We start from the raw sequence: 14,432 nt of genomic DNA on the forward strand, positions 1-14,432 counted from the left end.
AGATCCTTTTCCTCCTTTGGCATGTTTGATGCGAAGTCCGTAGAGGAAGGCGAGAGCGGCCACGGACTACAGCGCGTGTCGGTACGGGTACGGGGCCTTTTAGGGCCGAGACTGAACCGCTCCGGGTTTGCCGGAGGCCATTGGATGTGAGTCACGCTGCCATATCGATGATGTTGGCGGCAGCATAGAATTGCTCTTCGGCTTCGGCAGGCGGGATGTTGCCGATGGGTTCTAGCAGCCGGCGATGGTTGAACCAGTCGACCCATTCCAGCGTGGCGTATTCGACGGCCTCGAAGCTGCGCCAGGGTCCGCGCTTGTGGATCACCTCGGCCTTGTAGAGGCCGTTGATGGTCTCGGCCAAAGCGTTGTCGTAGCTGTCTCCGACGCTTCCGACCGACGGCTCGATGCCCGCTTCGGTGAGGCGCTCGGTGTACTTGATGGACACATACTGGCTGCCGCGGTCGGAGTGGTGGACGAGGCCGCCACCCCGAAGTGGCCGACGGTCGTGCAGTGCCTGCTCAAGCGCATCAAGGACGAAGCCGGCATGCGCGCTCTGGCTGGCGCGCCAGCCGACGATCCGGCGGGCATAGGTGTCAATGACGAAGGCGACGTAGACAAAGCCTGCCCAGGTCGCGACGTAGGTGAAGTCCGACACCCAGAGCATGTTCGGCGCCGGCGCACGGAATTGCCGGTTTACCCGGTCGAGCGGGCATGACGCCGTCCTGTCGCTGACAGTGGTGCGCACCGGCTTGCCGCGGATCACGCCGGCCAAGCCCATCGTCCGCATCAGGCGGGCAACGGTGCAGCGGGCGATGTCGAACCCCTCCCGCCGCAGCTGGCGCCAGACCTTGCGCACGCCGTAGACGCGGAAGTTCTCCTCGAACACGCGGCGCACCTCCAGCCCGAGCGCATCATCACGCCGAGCCCGAGCCGACCTCCTGGTCGGCTCAATCCTTCTGGCTGCATGCGCATGGTAGGTGGATGGGGCGATCGGCAGAACCCGGCAGATCGGCTCGACCCCGTACACCTCACGATGCGCGTCGATGAACGACACCATCACCTCGCTCGGCGGTCGAGCTCCGCCATCGCAAAATACGCCGACGCTTTCCTGAGTATCTCGTTGGCCTGGCGCAGCTCCCGGTTCTCGCGTTCCAACGCCTTCATCCGGTCGGCAACATCGCTCGGCACGCCGACACGCGTGCCGCTATCGACCTCGGCCTTCTTCACCCACTCGTGCAGAGTTTGGCCGGCACAGCCAATCTTCGCTGCAATCGACACCACCGTTGCCCAGCGCGACGGGTGATCCTTCTCGTGATCCAGCACCATCCGCACGGCGCGCGCGCGCACCTCAGGCGAAAACTTGTTCGTGGTCTTGCTCGTCATAGCCCCTTCCTCTCAGGAGTTGGAGCCTCCGACAAACCCGGCGCGGTTCAAGACTCAATAAGAGCCATAATGCGATCGCGGTTGCGATGGCGACGCCTCAGAGAAATTTGGCGGCGAGTTTGTCATAGCGTGTGGCGACACGGCGGAAGTCTTTGAGGCGACAGAAAGCGTTCTCGATCAGGTGTCGGCCGCGGTACCGGTCCTTGTCATAGCGGGTGGTGCGTTTGCGGTTTCGCCGTCCGGGAATGACAGGAACGGCTCCAGCTTCACGGAGCGAACGGGCAGTCGGTCGGCGTCATAGCCTTTGTCCGCAAGGAGGTAACGCATTCGGCCCGCCCGTTCGATAAGCGCGGGCGCTGCCTTCAAGTCGCTGACATCGCCAGCCTTCAGCATCAGCGCATAGAGGCGGCCGATGACATCGGTGAGCGCGTGGATCTTGGTCGTCCATCGGCCGCGCGAGCGACCGATCGCCTGGATATAGCGCCCCCTTTTCCGCCGAAAGCTGCGCGTTGCACCTTGATGTAGGTGCTGCCGATCGCGGTACTCTCATTGACCATACCAGCATTCACCAGCGCGTCGAGCAGCTTGAGCCAGAAGCCACGGCGCGATCAGCTGTTTGATTCCGGCATATGATGGTGCGGGTTTGATGTAAATTGGTCGGGTTCATTTTGCCATGCCTTGCAGATGGCTTCGTAGGGTGTGAGCCCTCTGAGTGCCTTGAGCCCGCGGGCGAAGTTGTAGGCGGCGGCGGAGCTGTTCGTGGCTGTCGTAATGATAGCGCTCGACGGTCGCCTCTGTCGTGTGGGGCTCCCGTGTAGATCCTGTCCCATAGTGCTTCCTTCTAGGCTTGCGCCGATGATGCACCATCAAATGCCGGGACCAAACACCTAGCCGAATATGCTACGTCGGTCGGGGTTAACGCCGACCGATCGAGCCAAAATCTCGCATCAAGCCCAGGGGAGAAACCGAGGGACCGTCAACGGCTCTTCGGAAAGAACGACCAGAGCCGCTCGATCTGCTCATCAGTCAGCCAGAAAAGGTCGCTCATCCCGGCCTTGTTACCGAGTTTGAACCAGATTAAAGCACTCATATCAATAGATTATGACCCAAATAAGCACCATTGCACTAGATTTTATCAGGGTTCTGAAACTCAGACTGACACGGGAACATTGGGGCACCTTACCCATATATTTAGCGCATATTTCGTGCCGTCCGTGACCGGCAAACCACCGTGCTCAGATTGCCAGATGACTCGACCGTCCGGCATGCAACTTGGGAAACGAAGGCAACTTCCGGTTTTAGGAGAAACTGCCATATCTAGCATGGGAAAATAGGTTTCCCCACCACTGAATTCCTCATTTAGATACAGAAGAAACGTAGTTAATCGCGGTAATCCCAAGCCGCCATCAAAATGCGTGCGAAAGCGCTGCCCCTTTTTGTAGCGAACTGATTGTATGGTTTCGATATACTGCTCTGGCAAGCGTTCTATATCCGCACAACGCCGGTATATTTCCGCAACAAGGGGGTTAGACCTATCTCTAAGGACGACCGAGCTACTACTTCTAGCTTTTATAGAGATCGTATCCGTATTAACCCCGCTTCGATTTTCAGAGATTCGGCTACGCCTATAGGCCAAACTTTCACAATAATCTATAATTTCATAACACTTTTCTTTAGACATGAACGCCGATTCTACTGATATCATTTGTCTGTAATTGTCGATCTCCGAAAAAGCGGATACTTTATCGTTACCAATATTGACTAATATCACCACCCCTGTCCAAAGAGCTTCCACATTTTCACGTGTGAGAGTGTCGGCACCGAAGCGATCGTGCCCAATGATCACCGTCTTTTGCCGAACCTCCTCAATGCGGACCAGATTTGCTGCCGTAGAGTCGGGATCTCGCTTGAGATACGTCAAAAAGGGTGCATTATTTCGCATCTCCTCTAGTCCGGCAGAAGCACCAACCGCAGGAACACCACCGGCCCTTGCTGCGCGAAGTAGCTCACCCACAGATATCGTAGGAAATGCTTTGGCATCTAGGATATCGTTTATGAATGCAGCCGACACGAATCTTGGCTCCACTCGCGCAAAATGCCTTAGCGCCACGCGAACCGTTGGATCAATGAGCGCGGTATTGTAACGGGCCACTTCACAAGACGGTAGGTCCATACTTTTTAACTCTCTTGGACAGCGGGGGTACGAGATTTTATAAAATCCAATAAGTCTGAGGGTAGTTCGCGGCGATCGAGAGAGATTACTCGATCCGAAGCAGCGATTGTTTCAGGCCGATGAGCTATGACAATCCTTGTTATCGTGAGTGCAGCTAACGCTTTGCTTATGGCTCTCTCGTTTGCCACATCGAGGTGCGCCGTAGCCTCATCCAACACTAGAATCCGCGGTGATCTATAAAGCGCGCGCGCTATGATGATGCGTTGCTTCTGCCCCCCCGACAGGCTCGATCCCATATCACCCACTAGGCTCTCGTACCCCATAGGCATCGCCGAAATTTCATCGTCGACAAAGGCAGTACGCGCACACTGTCTTACCCGCTCGATATCGATCTTTTCTGCAAAGAAGGCAATATTTTCGGCTATTGAACCCGTAAGAAGTTGATCTTCCTGTGAAACATAACTGATCTGGCTACGAAGAGAGCGATTACTCCAGTGCTTCAAAGGGCGTCCATCAATAAGCACCTCCCCGCCGCTTGCCTCATACAATCCTGTAATCAACTTAGCGAGCGTTGACTTTCCACATCCAGAAGAACCAATTATTGCAACGCATTCACCCGATTTTACCGACATACTGAAATTTTGTAGAATCAAACTTTCGCCGTATGCGTAACGGAAAGACAGGTTTTGGCAGACGATATTTCCATCTAAAACCCCCTCGTGGCCCCCGCTATCTATTCTTGCTTCTTTCGGCGTAAGCACGATATCCGCAAGCCTTTCCAACTGAAGATCTAAAAGCCTCCAAGAGAATAGTTGCTCCACCAAGTTGGTAAAGCGCGCCACAAACTGCCCTTTATACGCAAGGAATGCCGTAAGCATACCGACCGTAAGCTGCCCAGAAATGACGGATCGGGCACCAATAAATATTACAATTACATCGGTTAATCCGTTTAGTAATTGATCCGCCGCCATCGCACCAAGGCCAATATTTCCAGATCGGATCTGCGCATTAATCGACGCCGCGGAAGCGTTACGATACTGGCTTTCACGGACCGTTTCAGATCCAGCAGCCTTGATTGTTTGCGCTGCTCGTAGCGTTTCCAAGAAGCGCGTCTGCTCTCGTGCGTCGGTCATAATCGCGTCTGCGGCAAAGCGCTTGGTAAGTTGAAAAGATGCGCCTTTTATTGAAGCATAGGCAGCTATCGAACCAAAGACGATTGCTACCAGTACGGGCGAATAGAGAAACATCAGCACCAGCACGACAAAGCCAAGAATGCCGTCCAACAAGCCCGTCAGAGCCCCTTGCGATGCGAATGCCTGAATGGATCGGATTGCCCAGAAGCGGCTTTGGACATCTCCAATTTGCCTTTTTTGGAACCAGTCTAGAGGCAATCGCACCATATGATGGAATATTCTGCCCTTCATGTCGAAAGACAAAACATTGGCGATAAATTGGGTGGTAAGTCCACGTAGAAAAGTTGTAGCCACGCGAAATATGGTCAGCAGACCAAATGCAATAGCTAAAACCTGAAGTACGCTTCTATCACCTTTCAATATTGCGTCATCGATCACAAATTGGAGATAGAATGGTGACGCCACCAGCAATCCCTCAACAACGAGTGAAAGGACAATAACTTGTAGAAGAGCGGTTGCGATGCCGCCCTCCAGCGTAAATAAGCCGCCGAGCTTCAAGGGGTTTCGTTCGCGCGCCCGCTGAAACGCCGCATTCGGCGTCAACTCGAGCGCAACCCCCGTGAACATCCTCGACAAGACCGCAGGGGCAACGGCTACACGTCCGTTGGCCGGATCGTGTATAACGATGCCTCGACGGGTGACCCGTTCCAGTACAACGAAGTGGTTGGTGCCCCAATGAAGAATGGCTGGCCGCCGGAGGTTTGCGAGTTCCTCGGCCTCACAACGAACAGGTCGACTGCTGAAACCGAGCCCAGCAGCAACATCGATCAGCGTCCGGAGGGTTACGCCCTTCATCGAAAGACCAAAGCGGCGCCGCATTGTCGCAAGGTCTATGTCATGGCCGTAGAATCCCGCGATCATGGCAATGCTCGCAAGACCGCACTCCGCAGCCTCTGCCTGACGGACGATCGGCAAGCGTCTGCGACCAGACAGGTTGAGAGGAGGAATCACAGCCTTCCCCGCAATGCGAGTATAGGATCAAGCAGCCACTGAGCGAAGCTGCGCCTCTCCAACACAATATCTGCACTTAGCGCAAAGCCAGGGCGTATATGGTACTGACGGCCGTAGGCCATGATGGTATCGCGGTCGAGCGACACGACCACCCGATATACTGGCTCCTCTATCCTAATAGTCGCAGCCACTTGGTCGGGGCGCAGGACGGTTGAAGAAATTGTTTTTATTCGACCCGTCCCCACTCCAAAGCGTTGGTATGGGAAAGCATCGAAGCGTAGCCTCACTTTCTGCCCAGGCTCCAGGAAACCTATTGCTCGGGAAGGAACGAATAGCTCGGCGAGCATACTGCCTTTTGGATGCTGACTGACGGTCATGAGCGTCATTTGTCCATCTACCGGCTGCCCCTTTGCAATTTGCAGGGTTGTTACGACCCCCGATGTCGGCGATCGGATGGTAAATCCGGTTTGCGCCGCTGCCATCTCGCGGTCCCGCTGGGTCCGGGAAATTTGATCGAGCAATTCTCCTCTTTGCTGCGCTACCAACATGGGCTGTCGAGCGATCTGATTTTCAAGTTCGCTTATCTGCCCATCCAGTCGCGCTTCCGCGCCACGAGCGTCGGCAATTGCTTGCTGTAATATTATAATCTCTTCTTTGCGTCGTCGCATCGATTCGCCTGAAATGAATCCGCGCTCCGCTACGGGTTCAATGCGAGCGAGAGCTTCCGTCGCCATCGCGAGCCGCTTATTGGCCGAGCGCTCCTGCGCCTTTGCGGCCATCTTCTCCTGCCGTAGCGCCTCAAGACGGGCTGGCATGCCCCGTAATTCTATTGCTGCAGCTTGGCCGAGCGAATTGAGGCGTCGCTTCAAGTTCGCACGCTCGCGATCTAGGTTGCTGATCAGTTCCTCATCTACCGAACGGCCGGTCACACCGTTATGGGAAGTTTCTATCGTGACCAACGGTTGCCTAGCCCTAACTTTCTGGCCATCGGCGACGAGAACATCCCTCACGATACCTGGGGTGGGCACCGTGATTCGAATGTTATTGCCGGTCGAACTCACCAATCCCAGAGCGACCTCCCGTCGCGTGTAGGTACCAAGGACCATCAAAGCAATAAAGGCGGAGAGTAGCGCTCCCATCGCCATTGAAAGGAGTGTCCAACTGACAGGGAGCTTCGCGATCGGCTCCCCAAGGCCGCTGTCGGAAGCTGCGGCAAGGGCTTCGGGTCGGAAGAGAGGCGTGCGATCCATCGTGACACCTCTGACCAAGCCTCCGCTGACTTCGTCTAACATGCCAGGCCGCGCGCAGCTCCCCTTTTCCTCAAACGCTGACGCATTCTCTATCTCATCCCGCCGCGAATCCATATTGCGCACAATGCACAAATCCTATTATGCAAAGCAAGAAAATATCGGAATCATTAGATAGGATGCTTTCTAGCCCTTAAGAATCACATTCAAAATGGATGTTTAACTGCATAATTAAAGGAATTAACGTGATTTACGTACGGGCGATCGGCCAAAATTCACGTTTGTTTCATTTGGAGCGGGGGCGGTGAATCGTTCACCGTCCCAACTCAATGCCACGGCCGACTCCGTCGAGCGTTGGCAAGATTATGCGAGAGAGATCACTCGGGGCCTGTCCGACGATGCAGGGAGCGCTGACGGGAAACGAGGCACCCTGCTAATCCTAGGTTCAGGCTTATGCCACACCGACATGATGCTAAACGACGAACAGCACATTCGTTCGGCGGATTATGTGTTCCATTGCTTATATGACCGGGTGACCCAAGTTTGGCTGAGCGACATGCGGCCGGACGCCCTTGATCTCCGAATTCTTTACAATTCTGCCGTGCCGCGAAACACCACCTATATCTGCATGGCCGAAGCTTTGCTTCATCGCGTTCGCCAAGGGCGTCGTGTAGTAGCAATATTTTACGGCCACCCAGGATTTTTTGCTACTCCGGCACATCGGGCAGTGCATATCGCCCGAGCAGAAGGGCACACCGCCGTAATGCGCCCAGGCATTTCGGCCTTGGACTACATGGTCGCTGACATCGGCTTCGATCCGATGGTTCCAGGCCTTCTGAGCTACGAAGCAACCGATCTGCTCGTACGGAACCGGCGGTTAGACCCCTCTCTGCATACGGTTCTTTGGCAAGTCGGCGTTACCGGCGAGTTGGGCTATTCACCGACAGGCTTCGAAAATCGCGCATTCGAGCACCTATCGACTCTTTTATTAGATACGTATGGGCCGGATGCGCATTTATACCACTATATAGCTCCCCAATATGTCGGTGTAGATCCCCTGATCGATAAACACCTCATTTCGGACTTGAAACATTATGATACGCGAAGCCGCATAACGTCCAACTCGACGTTTTATATTCCACCGCAGAAAATATCCCGCTTGGCGGGTTCTGTCTCGCTCAGGAGCCCAGGCGGACCGGAGGCAGTCACGCGCCATTTTGATAAAGATCAAATTCTTTTTGGATATGGTTCCGAAGAACGCGATGCGCTTCGCTGCTTTCAAAATTTACAGCCAGAATCGTCTTATCTAATTACGGGAAAGACTCCAGCTTTCGAACTTCTGATAGCGATTAGCCGAGATGTCTCTCTTCGCAACACGTTCCTTAAAGATCCGGAGGCCGTTTTTCGCGACGATCGCTTCCAAAATATGAGCGAGCGTGTCCGGAAACTCCTCAAGATTGGCCACCCCTTGGCAATTAATGCAGCGCTTGCCGAACCATAATTTTCGGACTCAAAGGTTCGGAAAAAATCTAGTCATCTTACGACATTAGAAAGGAAGCTACAATGCGCGACCTTACGATTGCCGAACTGGAATTGATCAGCGGAGGTTATGATAACGGCGAGGACATCGTCGTGACCGGATCGCCATATCATCCGCCGTATTATCAACCTCCATACTACTACCAACCCCCGGGATATTATCCACCCACCAGCCCGCCGTATTATGGCGGCGGGGGCTCAAATCCCCCCCCTGCAGTAACAATCCCGGAATCTTTCAACGTTGGCGTTCATCATGTTGACACGTCTCATCTGACGGTCCCTCTGACGGCTGAGCAAAAAAAAGCTCTCGATGACTGGAAAACGTCAATAGCTAATGATGACGCAGCTATAAATGCCTTACCCGATAATGCCGTCGTGAGAGTAAAAGATGACTCTGCGGCGGGATATCACAACGTGTTAGCCTCAGAACTGAAGTCTCTTTGGTCAAAAATGAACTTCACCCTTGAGGATCAAGGGCATGTATACCCCAATGGCACGACTCGTGGTGAGTCCGACTATAATAATGGCAGTCCAAAAGTTTCTTTCAACGTCGACCTGATAGCGGGCTACGCAAAGAATACGGGGGGGCTGGATTACGTCGCTCTGCACGAACTAGGCCATCTCAGCTCGGTAGCTCGAGATCAAATAAACGCCGCCAATGCCGATGGCGTTTGGACGAGTGCAGAAACCACGCGGCGGGAGCAAATTGCCAACGATACCGCTAAGGCAATTACCGATTATAGCCGTATGACGCCACTAAGCAACCCGGGTTACGGTTACTCTCCTGATGCGAGCGGTTTTAGCACGCCCGCGCCGAGCGGCGGGAGCGGAGGTGGCGTTGGGGGCGGCGGCGGAAGAGGGGGTGGGGGTCGTGAGCAGATACAATAATGACTTGCAGCATCGTTTAATTCGTATCGGCTCCTTAGCTTTTGATATTCCTGGGAGGTTGTCGAATGCGATCTCATAAATACCTAGTAGGTAGGGCCATCTTAGGCGCTGCGTTGCTATCGGCAGCTACTCAAGGTGCACCAAAGAACTCCGAAACTTTCGCAATACTCAAAGAGCGCTTTCTCCCCGCTGCGATTGCAAGGGAAATAATCGGTATGGAAATCGCGCAGGTACCCGATGCATTCTCCTCGAAACTACTGCGATTTTATACGGCAGGGACGGAAGGCGCCAAGGGCACCTGCATGCGGCGGAGCTACATAGTGGCCGACATGGCCCACCCTTCAGGCTACGCAATTTATGATCAGGTCGCGGTGCGTATCGGCAGTTGCGCCTCTCAAGACAGTGGCTTCGGTCAAGTGCAGCCGTCTGGATCGTCTGCGAAGGACGCATCCTATGCGCTTGCCGCGATCGCCGCGGCTCAGTCGGGCCGGCAGGCCTCCGGAGATCCGGTCTATCAGTTTCAGTGTCATGAGCACGCCGATTGTCGCCAGCTTGTTGGCGATGCGCTCAAAAGAATAAACCTTAGGCGGTTGCGTCTGCTCGAGCGAAGTGCGGGTGGCATGTGGAGCCTGACCTTCGGATCGGAGAAAAAGGGGGGCGTTCCATCCACGTTCGATGTGGATTGCCGTAGCGCTCGTTGCACGATTTCTCTCGCAAGCACCTCCCCGGCGCCCTTCTAGCGTCACGGTTGCACAGGTATCGCTAATAGACATGCCGACATTTGGCAAAATTGGCTAAGTGGTTAGCCCCTAAAAAATTCCCACCTTCACTATAGGACGGAATTCTGGAGGACCCCATCATGCAGCTATAGAACTCTATTAAAACGCGACAGGTAAAATACATCAATACCCATGTGTTATATTTAATAACGCAGAACGGTAAGCGTTACATATCACTTAGGAGAGTTATTATGCGCGAGCTTACGGCTGCCGAGCTTGAATTGATTAGTGGAGGCTATGATAACGGCGAAGACATTGTCGTCACCGGGTCGCCATACCATCCCCCGTACTACCAACCTCCCCAGTATTACCCGACGCCTGGCTATTATCCCCCAACAAGCCCACCTCCTCATTATGGAACAGGCGTCGTTAACCCACCGCCTGCACCAACATTCGATCAAGCGACCGATCGACAAGTTGATGCATTATCGATGGATCTTGCAGCAAAAATAAAAGCCAAGCCTGACTCTGACCATCAAGAGTACGGTGCGTGGATTTACCGCGATGCCAACGGCAATATCAAGGAGAGTACGATTCTCAAGGGTCCCGATTGGGGAACCAGCCCCTTTGGGCGGCCTCTTCAAGATTTTGATATCCCGGATGGTGCAACATTACTAGGACAAATACATAATCACCCTAGCCTAAATCCAAACGGTCAGGAACTTACCGGACGCGCAAATCCTGATAACTTTGATTTAAATGCGATATCTAACGCAGGCTATTACGCCCAGCCCAACCATAACATTAAGGTCGATGAAACAAATTTCCGGGGCTACATTCTTCACGACAACCAAGTCGATGAATACGACCGCGTGACCCATCAAGGAACATATGATACGTCTAACGGTCAAATCCGCGAATATCCAGGAACAGCCCGGGATAGCGTGACGACATTACCTGCAGCTTCGTCGGGCGGCAGCACTGGGGCAAGCACCGGGAGCGGGGCAGGCAGTGGTTCAAGCACTGGGACTGGGACCGGCAGCAGCGGAGGCGCCTCATATAACGGCGGTGGCGGGCGAGCAGGTGACGGCCATAATTACAACATTCCCTAAATTATGCACAACCTCATAGAGATAGACACCCCTCTCAGCACCAAACTTCCGAGTGATGGTGCTGACGTTTTTGCAGGACGAATATGATGTTACCATCATTCATCAGCTTTGCTGCGATAATCGCCTCCGCTCAACAAATTCCTGCTTCAGAATTCCCGGCTGAGAAAATCAATCAGATACAAACATCTGAGATTACTTGTTCGTCTAACCTAAGTAGCACCCTGACTGCCGGGTGGTCACCACGTTCAGGAATCTCCATTAAAAACATCTCTGTCAATGGACGCTCCCTCAATAATAACTTGAAGCAACAATCCTTGCTCGAATTGTCTGAAGCCACAGATCTCAGTTATATTGAGACGTGGTGTTCTGGCTCACATGACATCGGATATCGGTTGCATTTTATAATAAAAAGGCTTGGCGGTGCGGCTCGGACCATCATGGAACTGCAAGTGACAAAGGGCCGTATTCTTCATGTCGGCGTGAAAAACGACATGTCCGGGCAAAATAATTAGGGTCTGGATCCAGTGATTTGGGTGACGCGATCTGAATTAGGTTCCGTGAGGAAAGCGTGAGTGAGCGACCTGTTCTGGCTGACGATTGAGCAGACGGTGTGTCCATAACCGTTTGCTCTGGAGATCCATGGTAAGCCTCGCATTTCTGAGCGGCGAGTGCTCAACGGCACCCATTTCCGTCAACCGCAACGGGCCGCACTAGTGTGAAATCCTCAACGAGTGTCGATATAGGCGGCTATGCTAAAAAATGTCTTCGCAATTTCCGCCCACGGGCAACCGGATTGCGTCGAGGATCTTATACTTAACCTCAGAACATGCGATCCAAACTCTCCGATCGTATTGTATGACGGCGGCAAAGATAGATCGATCATCGCACAGACGGAACGTTGGCAGCAATTCTTGGTGGATGTTGTTCCAAATCCTCAACCCCAGGCTTGGGGGTCTCTTCATGGATATGCTATTGCATGCATTGATCACATATCCGACCGACAGTATGATACTATCACCTTTGTTGACTCAGATCAGCTAATGATAAAAAGAGGTTATTCTGAGTATCTAAGCGAGAAAATTCCTCTAAATTTTGGAGTTCTTTCTACGTTGCCTCGTCAGCACGGTATCGATTCACCTGTTTTATGTGTCCAAGATTTCCATGCCGACCGCGCGAACTGGCTACCGTATTTATCTCTTTTTGATGGCTGGGAAGACGTATTCGTCAGGTGGACTTTCTGGCCCGGCACGGTGCTGTCTTCAGGTGCTGCACGCGCCCTCGCCGCTGAGTTTAAAACGGACCGGCTGGATCGAGCTCTGCGCGGCTCTCGCGCCTGGGCCACGGAGGAATGCTTGATACCGACTATTTCGGGACTTTTAGGCTTTAATGAAATGCAGAACCCTTGCGATGGAAGATGGAATAAATTTCGCACTGCATGGAAAGCCTCCGATGTTGATGGAGCGATCTCGGCACCCGGGGCTTTCTTTATGCATCCCATAGCAAGACGGATGGATGATCCTGTACGAACTTATATTAGAAATTTGCTTATCAAAAATTGCCAGTATACTGGATAATGTCATGATTGGGCACGCCTCTCTATTATTTAATTTGGCTGTTCAAAATTCAAATGTTCGTGCAGCAGCGCGATTTGCGTCTCTGATTAGTTCATCGTTTTGCGCAGAATCGTTCATCGGCGCGCTATCGAAAATAGAGAGATTTCCTTTTGTTACCATAGGAGAGATGGTTGTTGCTTTAAACACCGCTGGGGCTGGCATAGCAGCTAGTAAAGCTACGCCAACCGAGCTGTATGAGATAGCAGAGCCAGCTCTCGTATATGTCCGGCGGAGGAGGGATCAGCCTCACTCAACCGATCTTATGGAATTCAAAGATCATAATGTTAACTTTGTAGAAGTTATTGATTTTAATCATGACAATTTTACAATAAGCAAGATTTTTTTTGAAGAAATATATGAGGGCATAGTTCTTCATAAAACTGAAGATAAAATTTCTGGCCACAGTGATGACCTACGCCAAGTTCCTCAGCCCTTTTCTACTCACCCCTTTCTTTCTAAAGCGGAATGCTTCCGCTTACGGCAATTTTGTAACGGCCAAAAATTTTACGATATTCCAAAGAATAAATTTTTACAGCATTGTATATTCAATCCTGTTCAAAAGAGTTTTGGCCTTTCGGCCGATATTGACGGTAGCACTCCTGGCATAGTGCAGGACGTCATTAAAGCGGCAGCCAATATATTAAATGTTAAGCCGTTGGAAATTGAAGGAATTCATGTCAGAAAAATGTTAGTGTCTGACGTTGTGCCAGCTCGGTTTGATAATGGAGTAAATCTTCAGCGTGTCCGGTCTCTACATTTTTCTTTTGGTGATGCTGGATCCGTATTCAATTTTAAAGATACCTGCTACGGTCGCAGCATACCACTCTTGGGGGGGCAGGCAATCATCATTCGTTCCGGTGACGACAGCGGCCGAACTGATTGGCGTTCCAGTTGGGCTGGCGAGGCGGCGCAAGGGGTTTGTTATCTTGGAAGTTGTTGGCAACGCCTACCTCTTAGTTAGCTGTATATTCCCAAGGATTGGTAGTATGGATCAATTTTGAATCGGCCGGTGCTTCTGTCTAGAGCCATGGCCCATTGATGTGAGCGTCGCGATCTGATTCAGGCTCGGCGAGGAGACCGGGATGAGCAGATGGAGCGACTGCGGGTTAAAAAGGGATCTCGGCCGCCTGATCGGCTGTACCAATGCCTAGCCCGGCGAAGGCTGGGGGCGGCATGCACACAAAGCTGCTTGATGACCGCATGGCAAGTCAGCGACTACAGTAGGGCAGCAGCGCTGCTGGACAAGTTGCCAAAAAGCGCAGTGGCTGCTCCGAGACGGCGGCTACGACGCGGATTGGTTCAGAGACGCTCTTCAGGCCAAGGGCATTCAGCCCTGCATCCCGGACTGGCGATCACGCAACGAGCCAGTCAAGTACGACAAGCGCCGCTACCGGCGCCGAAGTCCCATCGAGATCATGTTCGTTGCCTCAAGGACGGGCATCACGTCGCCACCCGCTATTACCGCTGCCCAACCGCCTTCTTCGCAGCCTTCGCCCTCGCTGAGACCGTCTTCTTTTTGCTGTGATCAACGAGCCCCGGCCCTAATTTTGCATATGTCGGCGATCATCATTGCTAGTTTCATATCGGTAGATTGCAGCCGGTCGGCGAAGGAGT

Annotated in this window: 12 protein-coding genes, 2 pseudogenes and 1 other annotated feature; of the genes and pseudogenes, 8 read left to right on the plus strand and 6 right to left on the minus strand. The window is 52.9% G+C overall.

What is annotated here, in order from left to right; all coding sequences use genetic code 11:
* Window positions 1-151 precede the first annotated feature (151 nt).
* From KV697_RS11090 to KV697_RS11120, 6 genes and pseudogenes are all read right to left on the minus strand, one after another.
* A protein-coding gene (locus KV697_RS11090) for an IS3 family transposase (RefSeq protein WP_219018235.1) occupies window positions 152-1,383 on the minus strand; the annotation gives its coding sequence in 2 pieces (ribosomal slippage) (window positions 152-1,092 and window positions 1,092-1,383; 1,233 coding nt in all).
* Window positions 983-1,099 (minus strand) — a sequence feature (AL1L pseudoknot). It overlaps the preceding gene by 117 nt.
* Before the next feature lie 177 nt (window positions 1,384-1,560).
* Complete coding sequence (locus KV697_RS20310) at window positions 1,561-1,860, minus strand: transposase (protein ID WP_219021362.1); 300 nt, start codon at window positions 1,858-1,860, stop codon at window positions 1,561-1,563.
* Window positions 1,861-1,991: 131 nt separating this feature from the next.
* A pseudogene (locus KV697_RS11105) lies at window positions 1,992-2,178 on the minus strand (IS481 family transposase); the annotation flags it as partial.
* Between the two features lie 355 nt (window positions 2,179-2,533).
* Window positions 2,534-3,454: a 2OG-Fe(II) oxygenase gene (locus tag KV697_RS11110; RefSeq protein ID WP_219018236.1), complete on the minus strand. Its 921-nt coding sequence runs from the start codon at window positions 3,452-3,454 to the stop codon at window positions 2,534-2,536.
* 107 nt (window positions 3,455-3,561) lie between these two features.
* The gene (locus KV697_RS11115) at window positions 3,562-5,700 is read right to left on the minus strand and encodes a peptidase domain-containing ABC transporter (protein WP_219018237.1); all 2,139 of its coding nucleotides are present in this window, start codon (window positions 5,698-5,700) and stop codon (window positions 3,562-3,564) included.
* Window positions 5,697-6,950 carry an HlyD family secretion protein gene (locus tag KV697_RS11120; protein ID WP_219018238.1) on the minus strand — a complete coding sequence of 418 codons (1,254 nt, stop codon included), beginning with the start codon at window positions 6,948-6,950 and terminating at the stop codon, window positions 5,697-5,699. The genes KV697_RS11115 and KV697_RS11120 overlap by 4 nt, the downstream gene beginning before the upstream one ends.
* Before the next feature lie 301 nt (window positions 6,951-7,251).
* Here KV697_RS11120 and KV697_RS11125 point away from each other — a divergent pair, with 301 nt between their 5' ends.
* The 8 genes and pseudogenes from KV697_RS11125 to KV697_RS20120 form a co-directional block, all read left to right on the plus strand.
* A complete protein-coding gene (locus KV697_RS11125; protein ID WP_219018239.1) occupies window positions 7,252-8,448 on the plus strand; it encodes an SAM-dependent methyltransferase in 1,197 nt (398 codons plus the stop codon).
* Between the two features lie 62 nt (window positions 8,449-8,510).
* A complete protein-coding gene (locus KV697_RS11130; RefSeq protein WP_219018240.1) occupies window positions 8,511-9,374 on the plus strand; it encodes a hypothetical protein in 864 nt (287 codons plus the stop codon).
* Window positions 9,375-9,589: 215 nt separating this feature from the next.
* The gene (locus tag KV697_RS11135) at window positions 9,590-10,114 is read left to right on the plus strand and encodes a hypothetical protein (protein WP_219018241.1); all 525 of its coding nucleotides are present in this window, start codon (window positions 9,590-9,592) and stop codon (window positions 10,112-10,114) included.
* A 230-nt stretch (window positions 10,115-10,344) separates the two neighbouring features.
* Entirely contained in the window at window positions 10,345-11,205 is an 861-nt protein-coding gene (locus tag KV697_RS11140; protein WP_219018242.1) for a hypothetical protein, read from the plus strand.
* Window positions 11,206-11,291: 86 nt separating this feature from the next.
* Window positions 11,292-11,717 carry a hypothetical protein gene (locus KV697_RS11145; protein WP_219018243.1) on the plus strand — a complete coding sequence of 142 codons (426 nt, stop codon included), beginning with the start codon at window positions 11,292-11,294 and terminating at the stop codon, window positions 11,715-11,717.
* Between the two features lie 237 nt (window positions 11,718-11,954).
* Window positions 11,955-12,779, plus strand: a complete 825-nt coding sequence (locus KV697_RS11150; protein WP_219018244.1) for a hypothetical protein — start codon at window positions 11,955-11,957, stop codon at window positions 12,777-12,779.
* A complete protein-coding gene (locus KV697_RS11155) occupies window positions 12,718-13,779 on the plus strand; it encodes a hypothetical protein (RefSeq protein ID WP_219018245.1) in 1,062 nt (353 codons plus the stop codon). Before KV697_RS11150 ends, KV697_RS11155 begins: the two co-directional genes overlap by 62 nt.
* A 231-nt stretch (window positions 13,780-14,010) precedes the next feature.
* Window positions 14,011-14,343: pseudogene (locus KV697_RS20120) on the plus strand (transposase); the annotation flags it as partial.
* Between the last annotated feature and the right edge of the window lie 89 nt (window positions 14,344-14,432).

The organism is Sphingomonas sanguinis (assembly GCF_019297835.1).
GTDB classification, from domain to species: domain Bacteria; phylum Pseudomonadota; class Alphaproteobacteria; order Sphingomonadales; family Sphingomonadaceae; genus Sphingomonas; species Sphingomonas sanguinis_D.